General features: G+C 65.0%; 21 protein-coding genes and 5 pseudogenes. 17 read left to right on the plus strand and 9 right to left on the minus strand.

Annotated features, from left to right (window positions below):
• Positions 1–111: 111 nt before the first annotated feature.
• Positions 112–480 (minus strand): EAL domain-containing protein, encoded by a 369-nt coding sequence (locus ACFE87_RS08910; RefSeq protein WP_375459275.1) that lies wholly within the window; start codon positions 478–480, stop codon positions 112–114.
• A 161-nt stretch (positions 481–641) separates the two neighbouring features.
• Here ACFE87_RS08910 and ACFE87_RS08915 point away from each other — a divergent pair.
• The 8 genes and pseudogenes from ACFE87_RS08915 to ACFE87_RS08950 all read left to right on the plus strand — a co-directional run.
• Positions 642–1,335 (plus strand): annotated as a pseudogene (locus tag ACFE87_RS08915) (molybdopterin-dependent oxidoreductase); the annotation flags it as partial.
• A 251-nt stretch (positions 1,336–1,586) separates the two neighbouring features.
• Complete coding sequence (locus tag ACFE87_RS08920; protein WP_375459276.1) at positions 1,587–2,708, plus strand: ABC transporter substrate-binding protein; 1,122 nt, start codon at positions 1,587–1,589, stop codon at positions 2,706–2,708.
• 66 nt (positions 2,709–2,774) lie between these two features.
• Positions 2,775–4,109: an efflux RND transporter periplasmic adaptor subunit gene (locus tag ACFE87_RS08925; protein WP_375459277.1), complete on the plus strand. Its 1,335-nt coding sequence runs from the start codon at positions 2,775–2,777 to the stop codon at positions 4,107–4,109.
• Positions 4,106–7,243, plus strand: coding sequence for an efflux RND transporter permease subunit (locus tag ACFE87_RS08930; RefSeq protein ID WP_375459278.1), 3,138 nt, complete (start codon positions 4,106–4,108; stop codon positions 7,241–7,243). The genes ACFE87_RS08925 and ACFE87_RS08930 overlap by 4 nt, the downstream gene beginning before the upstream one ends.
• Before the next feature lie 903 nt (positions 7,244–8,146).
• Entirely contained in the window at positions 8,147–9,016 is an 870-nt protein-coding gene (fdhD, locus tag ACFE87_RS08935) for a formate dehydrogenase accessory sulfurtransferase FdhD (RefSeq protein WP_375459279.1), read from the plus strand.
• Positions 9,017–9,766: 750 nt separating this feature from the next.
• On the plus strand, positions 9,767–11,032 hold the full coding sequence (gene glp / locus ACFE87_RS08940) for a gephyrin-like molybdotransferase Glp (protein ID WP_375459280.1): 1,266 nt from the start codon (positions 9,767–9,769) through the stop codon (positions 11,030–11,032).
• Positions 11,033–11,757: 725 nt separating this feature from the next.
• Positions 11,758–11,991 (plus strand): annotated as a pseudogene (locus ACFE87_RS08945) (type II toxin-antitoxin system RelE/ParE family toxin); the annotation flags it as partial.
• 31 nt (positions 11,992–12,022) lie between these two features.
• The gene (locus tag ACFE87_RS08950) at positions 12,023–12,388 is read left to right on the plus strand and encodes an addiction module antidote protein (protein WP_375459281.1); all 366 of its coding nucleotides are present in this window, start codon (positions 12,023–12,025) and stop codon (positions 12,386–12,388) included.
• Positions 12,389–12,691: 303 nt separating this feature from the next.
• Here the strand turns inward: ACFE87_RS08950 and ACFE87_RS08955 are convergent, their stop codons facing one another.
• The 4 genes from ACFE87_RS08955 to ACFE87_RS08970 form a co-directional block, all read right to left on the minus strand.
• Positions 12,692–13,261 (minus strand): hemerythrin domain-containing protein, encoded by a 570-nt coding sequence (locus ACFE87_RS08955; RefSeq protein WP_375459282.1) that lies wholly within the window; start codon positions 13,259–13,261, stop codon positions 12,692–12,694.
• Between the two features lie 100 nt (positions 13,262–13,361).
• Entirely contained in the window at positions 13,362–14,639 is a 1,278-nt protein-coding gene (locus tag ACFE87_RS08960) for an NRAMP family divalent metal transporter (RefSeq protein WP_375459283.1), read from the minus strand.
• A 222-nt stretch (positions 14,640–14,861) separates the two neighbouring features.
• Positions 14,862–15,041 carry a hypothetical protein gene (locus ACFE87_RS08965; RefSeq protein ID WP_375459284.1) on the minus strand — a complete coding sequence of 60 codons (180 nt, stop codon included), beginning with the start codon at positions 15,039–15,041 and terminating at the stop codon, positions 14,862–14,864.
• 2 nt (positions 15,042–15,043) lie between these two features.
• Complete coding sequence (locus tag ACFE87_RS08970; protein ID WP_375459285.1) at positions 15,044–15,790, minus strand: hypothetical protein; 747 nt, start codon at positions 15,788–15,790, stop codon at positions 15,044–15,046.
• 23 nt (positions 15,791–15,813) lie between these two features.
• Between ACFE87_RS08970 and ACFE87_RS08975 the strand changes: the two genes are divergently transcribed.
• From ACFE87_RS08975 to ACFE87_RS08985, 3 genes are all read left to right on the plus strand, one after another.
• On the plus strand, positions 15,814–15,984 hold the full coding sequence (locus tag ACFE87_RS08975; RefSeq protein ID WP_375459286.1) for a DUF1345 domain-containing protein: 171 nt from the start codon (positions 15,814–15,816) through the stop codon (positions 15,982–15,984).
• 153 nt (positions 15,985–16,137) lie between these two features.
• Positions 16,138–16,572 (plus strand): DUF2721 domain-containing protein, encoded by a 435-nt coding sequence (locus ACFE87_RS08980; RefSeq protein ID WP_375459325.1) that lies wholly within the window; start codon positions 16,138–16,140, stop codon positions 16,570–16,572.
• A 659-nt stretch (positions 16,573–17,231) separates the two neighbouring features.
• The gene (locus tag ACFE87_RS08985; RefSeq protein ID WP_375459287.1) at positions 17,232–17,420 is read left to right on the plus strand and encodes an IS3 family transposase; all 189 of its coding nucleotides are present in this window, start codon (positions 17,232–17,234) and stop codon (positions 17,418–17,420) included.
• Here the strand turns inward: ACFE87_RS08985 and ACFE87_RS08990 are convergent.
• Complete coding sequence (locus ACFE87_RS08990) at positions 17,404–17,682, minus strand: hypothetical protein (RefSeq protein WP_375459288.1); 279 nt, start codon at positions 17,680–17,682, stop codon at positions 17,404–17,406. The two genes, ACFE87_RS08985 and ACFE87_RS08990, sit on opposite strands and share 17 nt — an antisense overlap.
• Before the next feature lie 295 nt (positions 17,683–17,977).
• Between ACFE87_RS08990 and ACFE87_RS08995 the strand changes: the two genes are divergently transcribed.
• Together ACFE87_RS08995 and ACFE87_RS09000 are read left to right on the plus strand one after the other, a co-directional pair.
• Positions 17,978–18,544, plus strand: coding sequence for an HXXEE domain-containing protein (locus ACFE87_RS08995; RefSeq protein WP_375459289.1), 567 nt, complete (start codon positions 17,978–17,980; stop codon positions 18,542–18,544).
• A 282-nt stretch (positions 18,545–18,826) separates the two neighbouring features.
• Positions 18,827–19,624, plus strand: coding sequence for a DedA family protein (locus ACFE87_RS09000; protein ID WP_375459290.1), 798 nt, complete (start codon positions 18,827–18,829; stop codon positions 19,622–19,624).
• An 89-nt stretch (positions 19,625–19,713) separates the two neighbouring features.
• Here ACFE87_RS09000 and ACFE87_RS09005 read toward each other — a convergent pair.
• The 3 genes and pseudogenes from ACFE87_RS09005 to ACFE87_RS09015 all read right to left on the minus strand — a co-directional run.
• Positions 19,714–20,054: pseudogene (locus tag ACFE87_RS09005) on the minus strand (EmrB/QacA family drug resistance transporter); the annotation flags it as partial.
• Positions 20,055–20,088: 34 nt separating this feature from the next.
• Entirely contained in the window at positions 20,089–20,514 is a 426-nt protein-coding gene (locus ACFE87_RS09010) for a plasmid pRiA4b ORF-3 family protein (RefSeq protein ID WP_375459326.1), read from the minus strand.
• 135 nt (positions 20,515–20,649) lie between these two features.
• Positions 20,650–21,006 (minus strand): annotated as a pseudogene (locus tag ACFE87_RS09015) (transposase); the annotation flags it as partial.
• Positions 21,007–21,278: 272 nt separating this feature from the next.
• Here ACFE87_RS09015 and ACFE87_RS09020 point away from each other — a divergent pair.
• The 4 genes and pseudogenes from ACFE87_RS09020 to ACFE87_RS09035 form a co-directional block, all read left to right on the plus strand.
• Positions 21,279–22,115, plus strand: a complete 837-nt coding sequence (locus ACFE87_RS09020) for a formate/nitrite transporter family protein (RefSeq protein WP_375459291.1) — start codon at positions 21,279–21,281, stop codon at positions 22,113–22,115.
• Positions 22,116–22,751: 636 nt separating this feature from the next.
• On the plus strand, positions 22,752–23,168 hold the full coding sequence (locus tag ACFE87_RS09025) for a hypothetical protein (protein WP_375459292.1): 417 nt from the start codon (positions 22,752–22,754) through the stop codon (positions 23,166–23,168).
• Complete coding sequence (locus ACFE87_RS09030; RefSeq protein ID WP_375459293.1) at positions 23,168–23,548, plus strand: helix-turn-helix domain-containing protein; 381 nt, start codon at positions 23,168–23,170, stop codon at positions 23,546–23,548. The genes ACFE87_RS09025 and ACFE87_RS09030 overlap by 1 nt, the downstream gene beginning before the upstream one ends.
• Before the next feature lie 116 nt (positions 23,549–23,664).
• Positions 23,665–23,808: pseudogene (locus ACFE87_RS09035) on the plus strand (integrase core domain-containing protein); the annotation flags it as partial.
• Positions 23,809–24,111: the final 303 nt, after the last annotated feature.

Here is a 24,111-nt window from a genome sequence, read left to right on the forward strand (position 1 = left end):
TTGGACAAGATGTGCATTGATGACGAGAAGAACCAACGAACCTTTGAAGATTGCTCCGGCATGCAAAACTAGCTTGCACCTGTTGCGTCCCATCGGACCGAGAGCCTCGAGCTACTCCATGTTCTCGACGCCGCGAGCCACGGGGCAGATCCCGAGAGTGGCTAGAGGCCAAGGTTGATCTCCCTCAACGCGAGCGAGAGTTCGAGGTCTTCGAACTCCGGTGAGGAATTTGTCTGGGGTGAGCACGCGGCGGACGGGGAGCCGCCAGCTCGTCAGTGCCTCGAAACCGGTTACGACTCGTGGCTTTGCCCCGCCCACCAGCGGTTGGTAGTAGAGCACGAACTCCTCCGCTTTGAGCCCGGCGCTAATCTCTCGCAACAGAGTGGTAGGGCGCTCGACCTCCTTCACGCACGCCGGGTTCAAACAAGACGAGTCGGTTTTGCTCCGCATTCCTGGGACTGTAGAGTGCGAAATCGGCATTCTTCAGCAGTTCCTCAGCGTGCCGGTCATTGCAGTCCCGCCAGCGTAGCGGCTGATTCTTCTACGTGCAGAATCGCGCGTTGGATGTGCGAATATTCATACAACGGCTCGCCACAAGCCGCGCTATCGTGCTGCCCTAGAAGATGCAGCAGGTCTATCCAATGAGCGGACCCAAGGTCGAGCCTTACACGGACCCCGCAGGGGGTTGGGGCTCCGCCGCCTCAGTGGCAGGCATCTTGGCGCGGGAGCACATCCCGCTCTCCGGTGGCGCCATGATGATGAAGCAGAATAAGCCGGACGGCTTCATGTGCGTCTCCTGCGCCTGGGCGAAGCCGGCGCAGCCTCGCCCCTTTGGGTACTGCGAGAATGGCGCAAAGGCGACGGCCTGGGAGCAAACCGCGAAGCGGGTCACACCGGCATTTTTTGCAAAGTACAGCGTGACTGAGCTCCTGGCCTGGGCGGATTACGACCTGGAGGAGAAGGGCCGGCTCACCCATCCCATGCGCTACGATCCCCAGACGGATCATTACGGACCCGTAGCATGGGAGGATGCGTTCGCTGAGATCGGTCGGGAGCTGAAGGCGCTCGAGCCGAAGAGTACCGTCTTCTACGCGTCTGAGCGAGCTTCCCCTTGAGACGTCGTACATGTATGGGCTCTTCGCGCGCATGTACGGCAACAACAACCTGCCGGATTACTCGAACATGTGTCACGAACCGACATCGATCGCACTGGCCGACTCGCTCGGGGTTCCGGTTGGGACGACGGTGCTCGACGATTTTGAGACAACCGACCTCATCATGTTCTTGGGGTGGAACGTGGGTTCGAACTCGCCTCGGATGCTTCATCCACTTCAGTAGGCCAGGAACCGAGACGTTCCAATCATCACCTTCAATCCGTTACGCGAGCGCGGCCTCCTGCAGCCGCTGAGTAGGGACCGCTCCGCCTACGCGGATCCACCGAGGCACCACGGAGACGTCTGACTCACGGCGACGTGGATCCATCGTAGCATGAAGGTCTTCGAGACATGAAGCACGCGTGCATCGTAGCGGCCGCGGTCGTATCCGCCGTTGCCCCCTCTCCAGCCCGGGCGCGGTACTCGGACGACGTGATCCGGATCGGCTTCATCACCGATCTCTCGGGCCCTTACGCCCAGCTCGACGGTTCCGCGGGGGGTGAGGCCATCCGGATGGCCGTCGCAGATCTAGGCGGAATGGTCGCCGGCAAGCGCATCGAAGTGGAGGTGGCAGATCACCAGAACCAGACCAATGTTGCCGTGGCTCGGGCGCGCGAGCTGTTGGACGGGCAGCGGATCGACGTCTTGATCGGAGGTGTCAACTCCGGCCCGAGTCTCGCGATGGCGAAGCTGGCGGGCGAGCGCAGGCGGCCGTACATCGCCGTTGGCGCCGGGAACTCGGCTCACACGCAAGAGCAGTGCTCGCCCTATACCGTCCAATATGCTTACGACACGACGGCGCAAGGCCGCGCGCTAGGGTTAGGTCTCATCAGGGCAGGCGCCAAGTCCTGGTTCTTTATCACGCCTGACTACGCGTTCGGAGTGCAGATGCAGGATGCTGCCGCCAACGCCGTCCAGGCCGAGGGTGGCACCGTCCGCGGCTCGGTCCGACACGCCTACGGCGCGATCGATTTCACTGCCGCTCTTCGCCAAGCGCAAGACAGCGGAGCCGAGGTGCTCGGCTTCGCGAGTGGCCACGCGGACGGGATCAACCTCGTGAACGCCGCGAAAGCGCAGGGCATCGGCCGGACGATGAAGCTCGCTGGAACGTTCCTCTTCATCGACGAGATTCATGAACTCGGGCTCTCGGCGGCGCAGGGAGTTTACGTGACGGACAGCTGGTTCTGGACTCGTGACGCGGACAGCCGCTTGTGGAGTCGACGCTTCTTCGATCGCTTCAAGCGAATGCCGTCGTCCCTTCACGCGGCCGACTACTCCGCGGCAACACAATACCTCAAGGCGGTTGAGGCAGCCGGGACCGACGACCCGGACACGGTGCTGGCCCAGCTAAGGTCGACGAAGCTCGATGACACGTATGTCAAAGGCGGGCGGATTCGCCCGGACGGCGTCATGGTTCACGACATGCACCTACTCCGGATCAAGGCTCCGGCGGCCTCGACGGAACCTTGGGACTTCTACGAGCACGTCGACACGATCATTGGCGACGCCGCGTGGACGCCCCGGTCCGAGGCGCGCTGCGGAATGTGGAAGTGACCCGACGGTCAAAGAAAGGTCGAGGCGCGACGTCGGTTGCGCTTAGGCGGAGGGGGGAGACGAGCGATGAACAATCATCGGCCTGACGCCGAACCGAGCCAAGCGGCAGCGGAGACCCTCCCGAACAACCTTCGGGCGCGAAGCCAACAAGGGAAGGTGGGCATGCAGGGCCCGTCCTCTCCTGCAGTCGATAGCTCGCCGCGCAGCGACGATCCTGAGCTCCGGCCACGCTCGAGGGCGTTCCTATGGGGCAAACTGGGCGTAGCGGCGATTGTCGTCGCGGCGCTCGGTTTCGCGGTGGAGCGGCACTTTGCGGGCGAGGCATCCAAGCAGGCGGCTGCGCCCCCACCGGCTGTACCGGTCGTCACGACGGCGGTGCAGCAGCAGGACGTTCCGATCATCGTGACTGGGCTCGGCACGGTTCAGGCGCTCAATACGGCCGCCATCCGCAGCCAGGTCACGGGCATTCTGGAGCAGGTCGACTTCACCGAAGGGCAGGAGGTGAAGAAGGGCGACGTGCTGGCCCAGATCGACCCCCGGGTTTTCCAAGCGCAGCTCGACCAAGCGCGGGCGCAGCTCGCGCGCGACCAGGCCCTGCTGACCAATCAGCAAACAAACCTGGCGCGCAATGAGCCCCTCCTCCAGCGCGGCTTCGCCACCGACCAGCAGGTCACCGGACAGCGTGCGCAGGTTTCGCAGACGGAGAGCACGCTCAAGGCTGACCAAGCCCAGATCGACAGTGCGCAAACCCAGCTCGACTTCGCGTCGTTGAAGGCGCCCTTCGACGGCGTCACCGGCATCCGGCTTCTCGATGTTGGCAACGTCATCCGCCCGACCGATACGAACGGCCTCGTGGTGCTGACGCAGATGCAGCCCATCAGCGTTGTCTTCAGCCTCCCAGCGAGCGAGATCGCATCGGTTCAAGCGGCTCTCGCGCGCGGGACCGCTCCGGCCGACGTCTACGACCAGGCCGGCACGACGAAGCTCGACACGGGCGCGTTGCTGCTCATCAACAATCAGGCGGACCCGAACTCGGGTACCGTCCAGCTCAAGGCCACGTTCCCCAACGAGCGCCGGCAGCTCTGGCCGGGCACGTTCGTCAACGCGCAGCTGACGACATCCCTGGTCAAAGGCGCGCTCACGGTGCCGACCGACGCCGTGCAACTGAACGACAAGGGCCAGTTCGTCTTCGTCGTCGGGTCCGACAACAAGGTTTCCGTCAGGACCGTTCAGGTCTCGCAGCGGCTGCGGGCCGTTGCGCTCGTCGCCCAAGGGCTCAAGGTGGGCGAGACCGTGGTGGTGCAAGGGCAATACCGCCTTACGCCCGGCACGACGGTCGTCGCCTCCGACCCGGCGCAGGTGCCGAACACCACGACCGCGAGCGCCGGAATGCTGCCATGAACCTGTCCGCCGGCTTCATCACGCGCCCGATCGCGACCGCGCTCCTGATGGTCGCGGCCGTTGCGGTGGGGGCGATCAGCTACACGCTCCTGCCGGTCGCGGCCTTGCCCAACATCGACTCGCCGACGATACAGGTCACGGCGCAGCTTCCCGGCGCGGACCCGAAGACGGTCGCGTCATCGGTCGCCACTCAACTCGAGCGTCAGTTCGGCCAGATCCCCGGCCTGACGCAGATGACCTCGAGCAGCGGCACGGGGTTCGCGCAGATCACGCTGCAGTTCGATCGTAGCCGGACCGTCGATTCGGCGGCCGGCGACGTCCAGGCCGCCATCAACGCGACCGCGGGACAATTGCCCGCTGCGTTGCTGAACCCGCCCACCTACCGCAAGAGCAATCCGGCCGACACGCCGATCCTGCTGCTCACGCTGTCATCCGATATTCTGCCGATCATGACGGTGAGCGACTATGCCAGCTCCATCCTGGCGCAGAAGATCTCGCAGATTCCGGGCGTGGGCACCGTCGGTGTGGGCGGGCTGCAGAGCCCAGCCATCCGCGTTCAGGTCAACCCCGCGCAGCTCGCAGCTCTGAACCTCGACTTCGAGACCGTCCGTGCCGCCCTGGCGAACCTCACCGTCCTGCAGCCCAAGGGGCAGCTCTATGGCAGGCAGCAGGCGACGGCCTTGCAGACGAACGATCAGCTCATGACGGCTGCCGGCTTCGAGGACGCCATCGTCGCTTATCGCAATGGCGCACCGATCCGGGTGCGCGACATCGGGGGCGCCGTGAAGTCGCCCCAGGACACCACCCTCGCGGGCTGGCTCGGCACGAAGCCGGCCGTCGCGGTGGCGGTGCAGCGCTCGCCCGGCGCCAACGTGATCGCGACCGTCGCGGCCATCAAGAAGGCGCTGCCGCAGCTCCAGGCGTCGCTGCCCCCGGCCATCGACCTCAAGATCGCGTCCGACCGCACCCAGACAATCCAGGCCAGTGTCGAAGACGTGCAGGTCACGCTGCTCCTAACACTCGCGCTCGTGGTCGGGGTGATCGCGCTCTTCCTGCGCAAGCTCTGGGCGACGGTGATCCCGGCCGTGTCCGTGCCGATCTCGCTCGTCGGCACCTTCGCGGTCATGTACCTGCTGGGCTACTCGCTCGACAATCTTTCGCTCATGGCGCTCACGATCGCGATCGGCTTCGTCGTCGACGACGCCATTGTCATGGTCGAGAATATCGTGCGCCACATCGAGGAGGGCGCGAGCCCCCTGCAGGCGGCCATCGACGGCGCGGGAGAGATCGGCTTCACGATCCTGTCGATCTCGATCTCGCTCGTGGCCGTGTTCATTCCGCTGTTCCTGATGGGGGGTGTCGTCGGGCTGATGTTCCGGGAGTTCGCCGTGACGGTCGCGGTCGCCATTCTGGTCTCCGTCGTGGTCTCTCTCACGCTCACGCCCATGATGTGCGCCAAGCTCCTGCCGGCACATGGGGGGAGCGAGCCGGGACGGATATCGCGCGCGCTTGAGAGCTTCTTCGACTGGCTGGTGGACAGCTACGACCGGGGATTGAAGGTGGCGATCCGCCACCGGAGGATCACGCTTGGCGTCATGCTCGCCACGGTCGCGGCGACCGTCGCGCTGTTCGTGATCATCCCGAAAGGCTTCTTTCCCCAGCAGGATACCGGCCTGATCAACGGGATCAGCGAGGCGGCCCAGGACATCTCGCCTGAAGGAATGAAGCAGCGCCAGCAAGCCATCCTCGGGATCATCAGTCAGGATCCGGCCGTCGCGGACGTGGCCGGCTATATCGGCCCGGGCGGTCCGACCGTGACGGAGAACAACGGGCGGGTTTTCATCAGCCTCAAGCCCGCCAAGGAGCGCGACGTGACGGCCGACCAGGTCATCGCGCGGCTTTCCCAGGCCTTGCAACAGGTCCAGGGCATCACGCTCTACATGCAGGCCGCGCAGGACATCACCATCGGTGCGCGGCTCTCGAAGACGCAGTACCAGTACACGCTAACCGACATCGATCTGGAGCAGCTCAACCTCTACGCGCCGCGCCTGCTGGCCGCCCTGCAGAAGCTGCCTGAACTCACCGCGGTCGCCAGCGACCAGCAATCGACGGCTCGCATGCTCAACGTCGTGCTGGATCGCGACGTTGCCGCGCGGCTTGGGATCGACCCAGCGGTCGTCGACGCGACACTCTACGACGCCTTCGGCCAGCGGCACGTCGCCCGCATCTACACGACGCTCAACCAGTATTATGTTATCCTCGAGGTCGACCCCCGCTTCCAGCTCGGGCCGAACGCGTTGCAGCGCATCTACGTGCGCTCGCAGAACAACACGGCCGTCCCCCTGAGCCAGATCGCCAAACTCGTCCCGAGCGTGGCGCCGGCGGCGGTCAACCACCAGGGCCAATTCCCATCCGTCACATTGAGCTTCAACCTGGCGCCGGGCGCCACGATCGGGGCAGCCGTCGCGGCCGTCCAGCAGGCCGCCGCCGACCTCCACCTGCCGGCCTCGATCGCGACCAGCTTCCAGGGCAACGCGCAGGCCTTCCAGGCATCGCTCGGCTCGACGCCGCCGCTCATCCTCGCGGCGTTGTTCGCGGTCTACATCGTGCTCGGCATCCTTTACGAGAGCACGATCCACCCACTGACCATCCTGTCGACGCTGCCCTCCGCGGGCCTGGGTGCGTTGGCGACGCTCACGCTCGTCGGCCGTCCGCTCGATCTCATCGGCATCGTCGGGATCGTCCTGCTCATCGGCATCGTCAAGAAGAACGGCATAATGCTGGTCGACGTCGCGATCGAGAAGGAGCGGCACGAGGGCAAGTCGGCGGAAGACGCCATCCACGAGGCTTGCCTCCTGCGATTCCGCCCCATCCTGATGACGACCGTGTGCGCGATGCTGGGTGGGGTGCCGCTGATGCTCGGGACCGGCGCCGGCTCGGAGATCCGGCAGCCACTCGGCTACGCCATCGTCGGCGGCCTCCTGGTGTCGCAGGTGCTCACGCTGTTCACCACTCCCGTCGTGTACATCTACATGGACAAGCTCAGCCGCGCGCTGTCGCGTCGCGACGGACCACATCCGGCCGAGGATCGCGGGGAGGGAGGGCTCGCTCCCTCTCAAGCTGTGCCGTCATGATCTCCCGACTCGCGCTGCCCGAGTTCGCTGGGCGTGTCCGCGACGGCTCGGCCTCGCGATGCTCCTGGCCTCGTGGCGAGCGCAAGCGCCGGCAATCGGGGAAGCGTCATCTTGAGCCCTTTGATGAGGTCCCACCATGGCGGCGCTCGCCACCCCGGCATCCGCACAATCCCAGATGCGCAATTCGATCCGGCCCCAGGCTGCGGCAATGCTGCGCTCCTCGATCCCGAGAGCAGCCGCAAGGCAAGCGATTGTGCCCGGGACGAGCAGCAAGCCCGCGGGCAGCTGGAGAAACGATGGGGGGTTCCCCGTCGCGAGCCGCCGGGACTGCGTGGGCGAGATCGAGTCGGGCGGGCCGCCGTCCTACGTCGAGTTGCTCACGTGTCTCGAGATGTTCGACGAAGCGGCCAAGGAAAGGCGGTCCCCGGGCGCCCGCAGGCGCTGACGGGTTGACGCCTCGGGTGCTGCCGCCGTTCTCGAGATCCTCGGGACCTCTCAACCGCGCGCCTCCAGGGCACGTGCGATCCCGAGCACGTGGCTGGGGAGGCAACGGTGGGCTAGCACGTCGGCGGCTGTGACCCGGCAACCATGTCTCACATGCTCACCCTTCAGGCCCGATCATGCCGAACGACCACGAGACCGCCTGCCATTCTCCTGCGCCGGACGCGGTCAAGCAGCCGGTCCGGGCGTCATGGGCGCCTCTACGCTGCCGGGGCTCGTTCGATTTCTTGGCTGGACCGCCACGGCCGTCATGGCGGTCGCGGCTGCGTCCCCAGCGGGACGGCCCACGACCTCGTAGAGGTAGCCACCATTGGGAGGATCGGAATGTCGCCAGCAGCCCTGACTGACGTCGGTCCACAAGGTCCTAGGCGGGCGCCAACCGACCCCCGAGTCCCGCGGAACGTGGCAGAGTCTGCTCGGCCCGTGGAGGTCACGAGCTTCACCTACGACCCCGGCGAGCCTCGCGCACGGCGCCTGTCCGTTCCGGTCGAGACGCCGGTCGAAGTCGGCTACGGCGGCGTTCCGTTCGCAGTCATGATGCTGACGCCTCGGGACCTGGAGGACTTCGCTTACGGTTTCAGCCTCACCGAAGGGCTTATCCGATCGGCGAGCGATATCCGCCGCGTGTCGGTCACCACAGGCGTGGACGGGATCCGGCTTGACGTCGAACTCGTGCCTGACCGTATGGCGGGACACTTGGCCCGTCGCAGGGCGCTGTCGGGCCGGACTGGGTGCGGCGTCTGCGGCATTCAGGATTTGGCGGCCCTCGACTCAGGCTGCGAACAAAGGGTGAGCGTCCCTGAGGTGCCCCTCCACGCCCTTCGACGCGCGGTCTCGGAGCTGGAGGCCGAGCAGGCTCTCAATGCGGAAACCCGCTCCGTGCATGCGGCGGGCTGGGCGGACCTCAACGGCTGCATCACTCACGTTCGCGAGGATGTCGGCCGACACAACGCGCTCGACAAGCTCATTGGCCGGCTCCTGTTCGACGGGCTCGGGACGAGAGCCGGCTTCATCGTCATCACGAGCCGATGCTCGTTCGAGATGGTCGACAAGGCAGCGGCCATCGGAGCCGGGATGCTGGTGGCAGTATCTGGTCCGACATCGCTTGCCATAGACAAAGCGACGCGGCTCGGGATGGCGCTCATCGCGATCGCACGCGAGGACGGTGTCACGGCCTTTACGGGTGGCTGGAGATTGGCGGATGAGTGCATCGCAGGTCGTGCAGCCAGCCGACCGGATGCTGTAGACCAGAAAAACGCCGTTGGCCTCTGATGATACGGGGAAGTGCGCGCTCAAGGAACCGGAAGATGAAGCCGACCGAGGTCTGGGCCGCGGCGCCGACGGTTCGCCCAGCGCAAGGGTCGGCCCAGCGTGGCTACGCCGCGAGAACTTGGCTCGACGATAACGACAGCCGTAGGCACGGAATTCGCCTGTGGTCGATGGACCGGGACTCGGGCAGGCGTTTGGGCGGTGGTGGTCGGGGTCGGCGGGGTAGGCTTTGGCAGCTCGGCGTCTCAAGTATCTGGAAGGGTCGGGGCCGGGTTGTTCGCGCTCGCCCGAAGGTGCTAAGTCGGCCGGGTTCTCTGAGCCGCTGGCCGCAGTCCCTGAACGCCACCTTCCTGATCTCGCGCAGGGAACTGGCAGGCTTCATGGCCGTAGTGGCGGTGTTCGTTTCAGAGCGAGTGCTGGGCCGTCTGCAGGAAGCCCAGACGCGGCATCTCTCGGCCCTCGCGACGATCTACCTCGACGGGCTCGGGCTCGCCGTGGCCGACGCCGTCGTTCGAGGCGACGTCTGGGATAATCCCAAATTGCAAACAAACCTGGGGCAACATTCGCAAGCTAGCGGACGCACCGGAAGCTGTGCGGGGCCTGTCCTTCAAGGAGAAGGAGTACACGCCTCCGGCCTGAGCGGGCGTACCAATGCAGCCGGCCGGCAATCCCGCCGACCGGCTTCTCACCGTCTGTCTTGAGGCGCCAGGGAGCGTCGCAAAGGACGCGTGCGGTCCCGCGGGCGAGGTGACCATGAATATCGACTCTCCGGGCTTGTTGGACCTCTGCTCGGAAGCCGGCGGACTGATCAGCCTGGACGAGGCGTGCGAACGCGCGGCCTCGCATGCTTCGCCAGTCGTGGAAACAGAAGCGGTGTCGGTGCACCGGGCCTCCGGCCGCACTCTGGCCGAGGATGTATCCGCCGATCTGGCGCTCCCGGCCTTCGATCAATCCGCGATGGACGGGTTTGCGCTCGCACTCCAGGGCGGCATGCTGCCACCGGGCGCGAGACTACCGCTACAAGGCCGCATTGCCGCAGGCGACCGTGCGTCCGCGCTGGCTCCAGGTCACGCCGTTCGCATCTTTACGGGCGCGCCCATGCCGGTGACGGCCGACGCCGTGTTGATGCAGGAGCATGGTCGGGCGGAGGACGGTCATCTCGTGCTCAACCGCGTGGTCCGCCCGGGTGACAACGTCCGCCGCCGGGGCGAGGACATCGAAGCTGGCGACCGCCTCCTCGCTCCCGGCGAGCGACTTGACGCCCGCCACATCGCGCTCCTGTCAGCACAGGGTCGCTCCTCGGTGTTGGTCCGGAGACGCCTGCGTATTGGCGTTGTTTCGACCGGAAACGAGTTGGTACAGCCCGGACGACCGCTTCTAGAGGCGAGCGTCTACGACTCGAACCGCCCGATGGTGATGACCCTGGCGGCGCAGGCCGGCTTCAACGTTGTGGACGGGGGCTGGGTCCCAGACGAGGTCGAAGCCGTCTCTCGGGTACTGCGAGGACTTGCGGCAGACTGCGACATGGTGGTCACGACTGGTGGTGCCTCCGTCGGTGAGGAAGATCATTCCGCGACGGCCGCTGTTCTCGCCGGAGGAACCTGCGAGACACTCCGCGTGGCGCTGAAGCCGGGGAAACCGGCGGTGGCGGGCCGGATCGGGTCAGCCGTCTACCTCGGGCTTCCCGGCAACCCGGTCTCGGCGCTGGTGTCCTGGTTGATTTTGGGTGGAGCAGTCGTTGCTGCTATCGACGGCAGAACCCATCGTCGCCGCGCCGGATGTCCCATTCCCGCGGCGACCCGCTTCCAACGCCGAGCGGGACGGACGGAGTTCGCGCCTGGCCGTATCGTGAGGCAGGGCGATGGTGCCGCAGTCGAGATCCTCGGACGGGGAGGTTCTGCCCGTCTCCGTCCGCTCGTCGAGGCCGACGGTCTGGTCGAGATCGACGCCCTGCACGCGCCTGTTGAACCCGGTTCAAACGTCCTTTTCCACCCGTTTCGAGACGGCTTCTCGGTCTGACCCTTCATCGACGAACACGGGATATTCCTGCGCCGCGGACGCGCCAGGTGGTAACGTGAGTGCGGCGAGCAGCAAGTGTCTCTACCATGCGCGACTGGAGGCCATGGGATGCGTCCGCAGGCGAGAAGGTGCGGGCGGTCGGGCTCGAACCGACTCCTTGCGGAAGGCGGTCATCTCGACGCACAAAGCAGCCAAGCGGCTGCGGGCACGAATCCGAACCGTTCGGCCACAGATGCAGGACCGACCGAAACCAATGCCGCCGCCGGCCCCGTAATCCTCAAAGAGTCCAGGAACCGATGGTCTCGGCTGGGGTCGTGCTGCCTCGCCCGCGGGTCGCCCTCGCCCGAGAAGCCGATCACGCCGCCGTTGATTGGGTTGAACGTTTCGCAGATCAGCGCCGCGTAGTCCGATGGACTTCTTAGTATCTGTCCAGCAGCACCCTCGTCGGGTGATCAACTAAGCCAGTGTTTTCCAGAACAGCACGTTGGCCCGAGGGCATCGAGACCGGACGTGACTTACATAGCCGCGCTGGAGGAGCGACGATCCCGCCTTCTTCCGGGCCGTCCCGCGCGAGTTCGTGCCGAGGTGGTTGCCTTGGAGCAAGGAGGACCGGGTTCCCAAACGGCGTGAGGTTTCGACCGGCAGGTGAGACGCTTGACGCTCTCGTATCCGGTAGGATACGTCAGTCATGGTCGAGATGATCCTGTTGCCCCGCGTTCGACGCGTGGTTCCAAGGTTTGCGCGACCGCGTCGCCCGCAAGCGCATCGCCGCCCGGCTGGCGCGGCTCGCGAACGGCAACGCCGGGGACGTGAGGCCCGTCGGCGAAGGCGTCAGCGAACTCAGGATCGACCACGGGCGCGGCTATCGGGTGTATTTCGTCGGCCGACGGCCGGCCCTGATCGTAGTGTTGGGCGGCGGCGACAAGAGCACCCAGCCGGCCGACATTAGAAATGCCCTCGCGGTTGCGAGGGCTCTGGAGGAGCCGCCGTGTGAGCGATCTAGACCCGAACCGGCCGCTCGGCGCGGGGGCATTAGCCCGGCTCCGGACGGTCGGCCGCCGCTTCGACCCCGCGGCCGAGCTCGAGACGGCGGAGGACGTCGCCATTTTTCTCGACGAGTACCTGCGCGACAATCCCGACCCGGCCGCCTTCACCCAAGCCCTTGGGATCGTCGCGCGCGCGAATGGGATGACCGAGATCGCCCGCCGCGCGGGCGTAGGTCGGGAAAGTCTCTACAAGTCGCTGTCTGGCGACGTGACGCCGACCTTCGAGACCGTGCTCAAGGTGCTAACCGCCGTGGGGCTCCGCCTTGCCGTGGCACCGGGCGGCGCCGAAGGGCGTGATCGAGCAGCCTGAGTTATGCGCGAGTGAAACGTCGATCGAGCTCATCTGTGGCATCTTCGATCGCACGGGTCGTGGCGTAATCCTGATCGCCATTCCTGGGCATGGAGATCGCCGTACTCTGATGAAACCCGCCACTCCGGCTGAAGGTCACAGCACGAAACGGGGCAGTGGAGCGTCGGAAAACATCTGTTTTCTGACAATGGCCACCTCTGACCAGTCTCACAGCCGAGAGTCGCGGTCGACGTCCGATCGACCACATCGGCGAACCGCATAGTCGAGGTCGAACGCCCGTCGGGAAACTCCCATTCGGCTCCCTCATTGCCTGTCCGGCTCGGGCACGAATTGCCAGGTCGCACGGGATCGTCGTGTCGATCCTACTGGCTCTAGGCGATGTACTTCGCTGGATCCTTGTCGACCGGGGCGACCCCGTGATATGACGCGCATCGTACGCGGCGAACCGTACGCCAGATCGTGCCGGAGCTCGAGCGAGGCGTGACGGCGGAAGTCGGTCAGGCCCTCCCGTTCCTCCTCGCCCATGTGCTCGCTGTTCGCCTTGTTGGCCTTGTCCACCGCGTTGAACCAGTCGCGGCTTCCCACATCGTGCCTAGCGACATCCGCGGCGGTATCGCGAATCTCGTTTTGGTCGTGGATGGCGTCCTTCGTTTCGCCAGCGGCGCTGTCGGCGCCGCCGGCGCCGGTGCCGAGCTTCAGCACTTCGGGGTAGAAGAACAGCTCCTCGGCTTCGGCGTGGACGTCGAGCAGCGCCGACAGGCGGGTCCAGAGAGCGGCGAGTGCCGCCGTATCGGTGCGGTCGATCTCTTCGATCATCGCGAAGAGGCGGCGCTGTTCGTGATGATCGTCGAGGATGAGCTGGGTGATGTCCATCGTGAGAACTCCTTGTCCGGCCGGATCGAACGATTGGGCGGACTCGTTTGACTGGCTTGGCCTGCCCACCGCGCGGATCAACCACTCCACTGAACCTATTTCAGATGATAAAGAACCCGATCGTCGCGAGCGCCATGACCGACGTCGCGAGCCATCCGATAAACAGCATCGACCGCGGCAGCGTCAGCCGGCCCATGACGCGCGGGTTCATCGCGATCACCATCATGACGGCCATCAGCGGCGCGGCGAGCACGCCGTTGACGACGGCGCTCCAATAGAGCGCCTTGACGGGATCGAGCGGCGTGAAGTTCAGCGCGACGCCGCCCAGCGTCGCGACCGCGATCGTGGCGTAGAACGCTTTCGCCTCGCGCGGACGGCGGTGCAAGCCTTCCGTCCAGCCAAAGGCTTCGCTGAGCGCGTAGGCGGCGGAGCCGGCGAGCACCGGCACGGCCAGCATGCCGGTGGCGATGATCCCGGTCGCGAACAGCGCGAACGTGAACGCGCCCGCGATCGGCCGGAGAGCCTCCGCGGCCTGAGAGGACGTGTGGATATCGGTCACGCCGTTGGCGTTCAGCGTCGCCGCCGTGGCGAAGATGATGAACAGTGCGATGAGGTTCGAGATCCCCATGCCCACGACTGTGTCGGTTCGAATGCGTGCGAGTTCCGGCGCGGCGTCAAGGGGCTTGAGGCGCAGCGCCGATGCTTCGCGGCGGTGCAGCTCTTCCACTTCCTGCCCGGCCTGCCAGAAGAACAGATAGGGGCTGATCGTGGTGCCCAGGACGGCGACCAGGGCCATGGCGTGGGGCGCATCCAAGACGAGATGCGGCACGAGGGCGCCGTAGAGAGCCGACCCCCAGGGCACCTGCGCGGCGAACACCACGGCCACATAGGTGAACAGCGACAGGGTCGCCCATTTCAGCACGGCGGCATAGCGTGCGTAGCTCATGAACGTCTCGAGCAGGATGCAGGCGAGGCCGAACAGCACGGTGTAAAGGTGCTCCGGGCCGCCAATCAGCAGGCCCACCGCGGCCCCCATGGCGCCGAGGTCCGCGCCAAGATTGATCACGTTGGCGACGAGCAGCAGCAGCACGACCGCGCGCACGAGCCACGGCGAGTAATGGCGCCGCAGGTTCTGGGCGATGCCGTAGCCGGTGACGGCGCCGATGCGGGCGCTGATCGCCTGGATCACCGCCATCAGGGGAAAGCTGAACAGCATGGTCCAGGCAAGACCGTAGCCGAACTGGGCGCCCACCTGGCTGTAGGTGGCGATGCCGCTCGGGTCGTCGTCGGCCGCCCCGGTCAGCAGACCGGGCCCTAAGCGCTTGAAGAAACCGGCCGACTTGAGTGGAGGCGAGCCCGGGATGGTCGGAGCGGGCACGCCCCTCGCCGCAGGTAGCTTCGTCATCTTGACCCTTTTGTTGGCGGACCCCAAGCGAGACCGACGCCTCATCCTAAGGCTTCGAAGCCGGCCTCCGGTGACCCTGACGCTTTCCTCAGCCTTCCGCCGCGGCCGTCCTTTCCCGGGCGGCGGGAGATGGCAGAGTGTCGCTCAGGAGCCTGTATCGAGCCCGGGTGACCATCAACGTTTGAAACCAGTTCGTTAGGTCGTCCAAGGATCCTTGATCGTCGCCAGTCCGGAGATGAAGGCGACCACGGTCCCGATCTCCGTCTGACCACGGACGACGAACCAGCCTCCGACTCCCAGGATGCCGGCAATGCCGAGCTGGTGGCAGAGGTTCATCAGAAAGTTCATCGAGAATTTCAGCTCGTAGACGCCCATATTCAGCTCGAAGACGCTCGCGAACCGAGCGTCCTGCTCCTGCCTTCTGCCGTATCCGTCTGCCTCCCCGACGATCGCCGCGCTGGCGATCGGAGCGTCGCGATCCTCGCCTGGGCACGCTTGGTGATCGCGCGCTGCATCAGCGGCACAAACACGAACTGCGGAAGATAGACGGCCGCGATGACGAGCGACATCAACGGCTGCAGGAACACGAAATAACCCGTCACGCCGATCATGATCCCACCCTGCAGGAGAGGCTCGGAAATCGATTCGCCTACGAAGCCCCCGATCGGTTCGCTCTCGGCGACGATCATGGAGATCGTTGTTCCCTCGCCCGCCGCTTTCGCGCTCGCCACGGGTACCTCGTTGCAGTCGGATCTGTTGATGAGGGATCGGATGCCTTGAACGGCATGTTCCGAGACCCAGCTGCGATAGACATTGAACAGGAGCTTCAAGGCGCCTTGCAGCAGGACTGCACATGCGTACGCCGCAACGAACAGGGCGAGCGCCCGAAAGCTCGCCTCCTTCAGCGAGTGGTCGACGACACGCCGCTGGATTTCGATCGGCACGGTATTCAGGACGGCGATAAGACCCGACATAATGCACAGCCAGACCTGATCGTTGCTGCTGATCCGCCAGACCAGGGCGTAGAGGCCTCTCGGCAACGTCTCTCCCAGAGACAAAAGGCCGTTATCTTTTTTACTCCACGGGGATGGCCACAGGGTGAAGCAGTTGGCTTGCGGTCGCATACTTACTCTGATCCTCAACCGGAGTGTTTCCGGACAGCTCTCGAGCGTTCGACAGGGCTGGGGCTGAGACGTCGGATGTCGGGGTATGTTCGCGCCCGATGCGTCGCCTCGTGCTCGCTCACACCGTCCTTTCGTTCCTGTTCAACACCAAGGTTCTGGCGCTGGTCATCTATGTAGGGGCAGGATTGCTCTGACGCGTCGCCCGAGTCGCGCCTGCACTTCAAGGCTCTTCCGATGAAGCTTCGCCCCGGCCGGAACTGCGGAAACTCAGTGCCGGACACTGCACACCAGGTCCCGCCGAAACCCAGCGCGGCGGGTGCCGTTCGGGCGCTGCCGGGGTGCAGAGCATGACAGGTGAGACTCTCGATAACGCCGCGCGGATCGTCCAACTCGCCCTCACGCCCGTCTTCCTCCTCTCTGGCATCGCCGCGCTGTTGAACGTGTTTGCGTCGCGGCTCGGCCGTGTCGCCGACCAGGCCGACGCCCTGGCCGATCAGCCCGATGAGGTCACTCGTCACGCACGTCTGCGCCTCCTCCGGTGGCGATCGATCGCACTGGACTGGGCGGTTGTTTTGGCGGCTTTGGCCGGGACCCTGACCTGCGGCGCCGTCCTGGTCCTTTTCCTCGGCGAGGTGAGAGGGTCGAGCGCCGCCATGGTGCTGTTCCTGTTGTTCGGCGGCGCTATCGTTCTCACCATGGGCGCATTGGTCGCCTTCGTCCTCGAGATGTTGCTGGCGGCGCGGGGCGTCAGACGGGTGGTCGACAGCAGCGCCGCGCGGTGAACGAGTTCCCCGCCCTTGCCGTCGGCCCGACCCCGGCCGACAATCCGCCCCATGATGCCGTGGCCGGCACGGCTCAGGACGACGACCGGGTTTAGGGGTGGGCCGGGACGGGTATCGATCGGACCATCGAGTTCTTATGGAGCCTGGGACCGCTGAGGTGCCGCGCCGTTCGCTCGGCGTCCCAACGCGAACTGATTGCGAGTGTCAATCGGCGTCGAACCTTGACCCCTGATTGGAGTGCGCCCTTTCATTCGGACACACCGATCACTGACGATTGACCAGGGGTCTGAGCCTTGCAGGAATAAGGCTCATGGCTCGACATCGCATCCACAGTCTCGCGCTCAAGAATCGGATCGTACAGGAGTACGCCCCCGGCGCGACCCTCAACGCCTGGCACGACAGCACGACCTCTCGCGCAACCTGATCCGCATCTGGATCGCCAAATCCGAGGCCGGCGAGTTCGATCCTGACATCGACGCCGCCAACCTGCTGGCGGATTGCGAGGCTAAGATCGCAACGCTGGAGCGAATGGTCGGCCGCCAGGCGCTCGAGATCGAGTTCTTAAAGGGGGCTCTGCAGCAAGGACGGTTTCCGAGAAGCGCGCCTACGTCCGTGATTGCCGGCCCCGCGGTCTCTCCGTCGCTCAAGGATGCCGGCTGATGGGCATCGCTCGATCGACCTACTACGACGCGCCCGCTGCCGATCGTGATGCCGAGATCCTCACCCGCATCGAGGCGATCTGCGCGGAGTTCGAGGCCTACGGCTATCGTCGGGTCACCGCCGAGTTGCGCCACCAGGGCCACTTTGTGAACAGCAAGAAGGTGCGGCGGCTCATGCGCGAACGGTGACGAGGGAGCCGGCGCCGGCAGCGAGGTCCATCCCGCCCGCGCTGAACTTCACTTTGCCGCTGGCCACGTACAGCCCCTCCTCCTGCAGGTGGCTGTGGCGCGTTGGCCCTGATCCCGCCGAGCAGCGTTGATCGAGCAGGCACATCGCGTTGCCTGTCTGCACGCCACTGGCAAGCACCCGCCACAAGATGCCAATCATCCAGTAGCCGGGCGCCGTGACCGCGTGAGTCGCATAGGGACGAGATGTCCGCTTCGATATCATAATCCCTCCTGAAAGCGGCGGCGCTCTAACGGCCGGAGGACAATCGTTCCGAATAGAACGTGCTTGACGGCCCCTGACAGCTCCACAAACGCCGCAAGCATTCTCGGCTATCGAGCCATATACAGGAGTCGTCTTGGAAAACGCCGGCTCGAGACGGACCCGGCGCGCATTTTAGCAAGGACCTGTTAGCCGGGGCGCGACGTAGGCTGGGCCCAACCGTTGCTCTCTCGGGGAAACCAGCCTGGTGCTCGGAAGGTGGATGATCGGCGGGTAATCTCGGGGAACCGATGAGGAAGTGCCCGAGGTGCAAGGGTTCGCCCGGCAAAAGGTCGCCGTTTATCTTGGCATGACGAATGAGACCCGCAAAAGGAGGATTGCTCTGATGACGCACGAATATATTCTTTGGATCGCGACGGCCGCTTACGGTTTCCACATGATCGAGGAGACCATCTACAATTGGTACGGCTGGGTCCGGCGGGTTCTCGGGTTAGAGGCCGAGTGGAGCGAGTTCTACATGGTCAACGCGATCGTCATCGTGCTCGGTGGCAGCTGTGCGATGGTGGGATGGCGGCTACCGGGCGCCGCGCTGATCTTCCCTGGGTTCATGCTGGTGAACGCCGTCGTGTTTCACATTCTGCCGGTGATCGTAACCCGCATCTTCTCGCCAGGCCTGATCACCGCGGTCGTGCTATTCCTCCCGGTCGGCTCATGGGCCTATTGGGGTGCGTGGCGCGACGGCGTTTTGACGACGACGGCGGTCATCGTCTCAGGCGTTCTAGGCTTCGTACTCATGCTGTTTCCGATTGTGCTGCAGAAGACCAAGCATATGCCGTTTTTCCGCCAGGACCTGGAGACCGCCTGAGCTAGAATCCTGTCCGATCTGATGGTTGTGTTATGCGCACCGGCGGGGAAGAACCCCGCCGGTCGTCCACCCGCCCGGCCCCCGGGCTGGTTCTTGGGCGGGTGCGGCTCCATCGCCGCCCGCGCCTCATCCGACAACCAGAACAGCGACATGCTCGCGCCTCCCGTGATCCTCGATCCGGCAATCATTCGCCAAGCCAGGCCCAGATACAGAATGGCGCCGGTATCCCATGCCGCAAGAATCCGTCCTATCAGCGGCCACACTCCCGGCAGGAGCATGAACGTGACCAGCCCAACGGCCGCCGATACGAAAAGGCGTGGGCGCAGGCGCATCAGTGAGGATCGCAATCAGCTCGAACCTTCGCCACGACCCGTATCGAAGGACGATGAACGGCGTTGTCGTCCGATGGAACAGCTTCTCTCTCTCGATCCGATGCACTGGGTCGCTCTTCACGGCTACTGGGTCATTGCGGTCGTTGTCGGTTTGGAGAGCATGGGCCTTCCGTTGCCCGGCGAGACCGTGCTCATCGGGGCTGCGGCGCTCTCAGGCGGCTCCTCTGGCGAGCTTAGCATTATTTGGGTCATCCTTGCGGCAGTCACGGGAGCAATCGTCGGGGATTCGATCGGCTACTGGGTCGGGCGGCGGGTCGGGCTCCGCCTGCTCGTTCGTCACGGTGCGAGGATCGGCTTGAACGAAGGGCGGCTTAAGCTCGGGCAGTACCTCTTCGCACGTCATGGCGGCACGATCGTCTTCGCCGGGCGATTCGTGCCGATGCTTCGCGTCACCACCGCGCTCCTGGCTGGCGTGAACCGCATGCCTTGGTCACGCTTTCTGGTTTTCAACGCTGCCGGAGCCAGCGTCTGGGCGACGCTGGTCGGGTCGGCCGCGTACGCCCTCGGCAGCACCGTCAGCCACGTGTCTGGACCGGTCGGGATCGGATTGCTCGCCTTCGCGCTCGTGTTCATGGCCGGCGGCTTCGTTTTCTTCCGTCGAAACGAAGCGGAGTTCCTTGCCAAGGCCGAGCAGGCCCTGCCCGGGCCGCTTCGAACCAATCTCAGGGCGCCGGTCAGCGCGGCCTGAGCATCCGGCGCGATCGCGGCAGGAGCGAGCCCGGGGGGGGTAGGCGGCTGTGCACCGTTGGCCTGACGCCTGTGATCGGCGGCACGAGGTTACTCCGGGCCGGCGCCCCTCTTGGCTTTGCCGCCTTTCAGAAGCAGTGCGAGCGGCGCCGCAGTCAGCGCGATGAAGCCGAGCGCGAACGAAGACGTCGATATAGGGCCAGTAGGCGGCCTAGATCTGCACTTGCTGGCCGATCCAGTCGAAGGCCTGGGCCTGCGCGTCGATCCCGGAACCGGCGCTTTGCGAAGGAGAACTCGACCAGCCTGCTCTGATAGAATTGAAGGCGGTCGGCGAGCACGTTCTGGCCGATTGACACGCCGATTGAGCCGCCGGTGTTGCGCGCCACGTTGATGAGGGCGGAGGCTTGGTCGGTCTTCTCCGGCGGGATGCCTCGTACGACGTAAGCCTCCGCTGAGGACCGCGGGTCAGGTCGGCTTGGCTTTCCTGGTCCGGTTCCACGACGGGGCGGTGTCCTGGAGGGCGCGATCGAGTTCGACGAGGTCGACAGCGGCCGGGTCGAAGGTCTCGCCATGCCGCTCGACCATTTCGCTGTGGCGTTCGTGGCCTAGGTCGGCGAGAGCTGCCAGGAACTCCTCGTAGCCGGGTGGTCCTCCGACGTGCTCGGGCGGGCAGCGTCCGAGGGCCTCGATCAGCACCGGGTAAGTTACGGCAGGCTGTGGAGGCTCGATGCGCTCGATCTTGACCGTGTGCTCCCAGCCGTCGCCGAAGTCGTAGAGGTAGGTGAGGGTCTTCGCGCCGGTATCCTCGACGACCTTGAGCAGCGGGGTCATGCGGGCGTCGAGCGGACCCGATCCGCGGTCCCATTCCGGATCGGGAATGCCCCAGCCGATATCGCGGGCGCGGAACTCCCAGAGGTGCGTGAAGGGGGTCGAGACGCAGGTCGAGCGGCACCATGAGCCGCCGGACGACGGAGGGCTCGACGTCGTCGAGAGTGACCTTCAGGCGGGCAACGGCGGTCGGCGATCTCATGCTGCCAGTCTTCCCGCGTCGCGCCTCCAGTTCCAGGGCAGCAGGGCGTCGAGGTCGCGCACCGTATGGTCGTTGATGCGGGCGAGCACGCCGGCGAGCCAGGCTTGGGGATCGACGTCGTTCAGGCGCGCGGTCCCGATCAGGGCCTACATAATGGCGGCCCGCTCTCCACCGCGGTCGGACCCGGCGAACAGCCACACCTTCCCGCCGAGAGCGATGCCGCGCAGCGCGCGTTCGGCGGCGTTGTTCGTAAGGCAGACCCGCCCGTCATGAAGGAAGCGCTCGGAGGCGGGCCAGCGCTTGAGCATGTAGTCCATCGCCTTGGCGACGTCGGCATGACGCGACAGACGAGCGCTTCTGTCCAAGGCGCGTGCAGCGATGCAGGACGCCAGCGTAGCTCACGTTAGCTGATACGAAACCGCGCTGCCCGAAGCGGAGTGCGATCCTGCGCGTATGGTACGTGAAAACGGTTCTGTACCTTTCCGTCGTGGCAAACGCACTGTCGCGCAAGCGGTCGACGTGCCGGCCTGAGCCCGATGTGCTCTCGATGAGCTCAGTTTTCCGGAATTCCTCCGCCCGTCGACATAACGTCCAGGGTCCTGTGAACAGGAGAGGGGACTGACTGGTGTACGAACCAACCATTGTCCATTTCGCCGAGGTCTCCCGCGACAAGGCTAAGGCGATGGATCGCTCGCCCCTGGGATTCTTTGTAGGGGCGATGTTCGCTGGCGCGTATATCGGCATGGCCATGATCTTGGCTTTGAGCGCCGCAGAGGGGCTGCCGCCCGGGGTTCGGCCTCTGATACTGGGTGCCACGTTCGGGGTCGGGCTGATCCTAACGATCTTCGCCGGCGCGGAGTTGTTCACCGGCTACGTGATGTACACGGGCTTCGGCCTCGCTCGCCGCGGCATCGGCTGGGTCCGGGCGGTGCAGATGCTGGTGGTAGTCTGGATCGGCAATCTCGGTGGCGCATTGATCCTCGCCTGGGTCTTTATGGCAGGCGGCGGGGGCGTGGCCCTGGCCGATGGCGGCGCCTACCTAAATACTTACGTCACCCACAAGGTCGAGGCGGACGCGACCGCACTGATCGCCCGTGCTGTTCTATGCAATTGGCTCGTCTGCCTAGCGATTTGGACCGCCACACGGGTCGCGGGCGACGCGGCCAAATGCATCGTGCTGGGATGGGTCTTGATGGCCTTCGTTGCAGCCGGGTTCGAGCACTCCGTTGCTAACATGACGGCCTTGTCGCTCGGCCTCCTAGACCCGCAGCCTGCGATCAGCTTCGTCGGGGCCCTTCGGAACCTCCTCTGGGTCACGATCGGCAACATCGGCGGCGGCCTCGTTTTTGTGGTGGGAGGCTACCTTGCGGCGGCGCGAACCGACACCGAAGGGCCCGCGCTCCACGATGCCCGGCCCCTTCCGACATCGATCCGTCCGGACGCGATTGCTCCGGCTCAATAGGGCCGAACGCCCTGCGTCCGCGGAAGGCGAGAGCGATGCGCACGGAGAGCCAGTACAAAGCTGATGCAGGTCTGTTCAGCTTCAAGCACCCCTCATTTTACGCGCCTGCGTTTTCATTCCCGCGTCGGGGGATTGGCTGGCCTTCGGGGACCTCTGGGACGGAACTAAGGGCTTCTCGGACCACCATCCGCTGCGAAACTCTAGGGGGAAGGGGCCAGCTTGGAACGACAAGTGACACTCCGGCCGCAATGACCTCTAGGCGGCCTTTCCGTCCGGGCCGCACCGAGTTGGCACGTAACGTATGGCTTGGAAGAAACTTTACCCGCACCGAGAGCTGGGTATCGCCCAGGAGAACACAGTTGCCGGCGCTGAATGTTCCGATCAGTAGGAAGCGGAGTCGCACTGTCGCGAGTTTCCCTTCCTCCTTAATGGGATCGCCGCGCTGGAGGTGATACCGCTACGCCTGTACCGCCTATGAGCTTTTGTTTGTTATTTTGCTTGTGCGGCTCATCAACGTTGCTGAACAGGAACATTGGCCGGTGCCCTCAGCAGGACTTGCGCCTCAGCGAGCTTCGGCCAGCCAGGCCGGCGTCTCGGCAAGCCGCCCTGGGGTTTCGATAGGAGGTGCAGCCTCGTATGGATATTTTCCTCAACACGATCGGCGTGTTGGGCACGCCCGTTGCGGTCAGTGCGCCCGTGCCACACCCGAAAAGGCCACTCACAGTAGCGCGCTGGCGGCACGGCGATGCCGAGCTCGAACTCGGTAGCGAGGACGCAGTTGGCTTGGTGCTGACGCTCTCGGACGAACACCGGATCGAGCGACGCTGGAGGGGGACCTGGGCTCACAAACCTAGCTGCATCGGTCGCTTGACCGTTGCAGATCCGAACGAAGCGACGCAGTTCCGTATCAGGGGAACAACGGACGTCGTTCAGTTGTTCGTCCCAATGATGAGCTTGCAAGAGCAGCGGGCGAGAATGAACAATTCTCCGTTCGTCCTCGTTTCCTCGAATCAGATGATGAACTTAGACGCTGCGCTCTCCGCCCTCTTGTGATGCTGTACGACGGAGACGACATTGATCCGTTACTATTGTCGAGCATCGCCCTGCGGGTCTCAAGTCGGCTAATCGAAAGGCACGACCACCATCACGGTCGCGCATCGGGTGGTCTGACCAGGTTGCAGGTTCTACGAGTTCAGGAGCTTGTCGCGGAACGGCTCGGCGACCCGGTTTCCCGTTCGCCCTCGCTGAGCGAGCTCGCGGCCGAGGCCAACCTCAGCCTACATCACTTTGCGCGCGAGTTTCGACGGTCAGTCGGATGCACGCCGTTCGCCTATATGCTCCGTCAGCGCCTCGAGAGAGCCTACCGTCTGCTGACACACACGAACCGTGAGCCTCCGGTGAGAGCCGCCTTGCGGGGGTCGGGTCGGTGTTGAGAGCAGTGCGTATGGACAGTCATACGCACAGTGCCTTCGGGCGGCTTGAGATCGTCGAGACCGGTCGTCGGCGACGCTGGTCGGCGGACGAGAAGCTCCGGATCGTTCTGGAGAGCGTCCGCGTCAGCCCGAGGCCGGATGCTGAAACCGTCGTCCGACAGCTTCCTGCCTGGATCGCCCACTACAACGAGGTTCACCCGCACCGAGCCCTCGGCTACCGTTCACCCCGCGAGTTCATCAGGGCTCGCGTCATCCCGTGACCGTGTCCGGTCGTTCGAGGGCAACAACAGCATCACCCTCCGCAGTCTCACGCTGGATCTCGAGGTTGATGTTGCCAGTAGTCCCATGTGGGCGCCGATCGGCGAGGAGCCAAGCGCGATCGGGTTCGAGGCCATCCGCGTGATCGTGCTCATGGATGCGGATGCATCCCCAGAGGCGCTACGCCCGCTCATCGCGCACGCCGTCTTGTGGTCACCCATCGCAAACACCCTTCACGGGCCGGTGCACCTCGACGTAGCGTTTGAATCAGGCCCCGGGCCTTGACCGAGGCGGACGCGTTTAGC

The sequence above is a fragment of the uncultured Enterovirga sp. genome (assembly GCF_964242715.1).
Lineage (GTDB): Bacteria > Pseudomonadota > Alphaproteobacteria > Rhizobiales > Beijerinckiaceae > Enterovirga.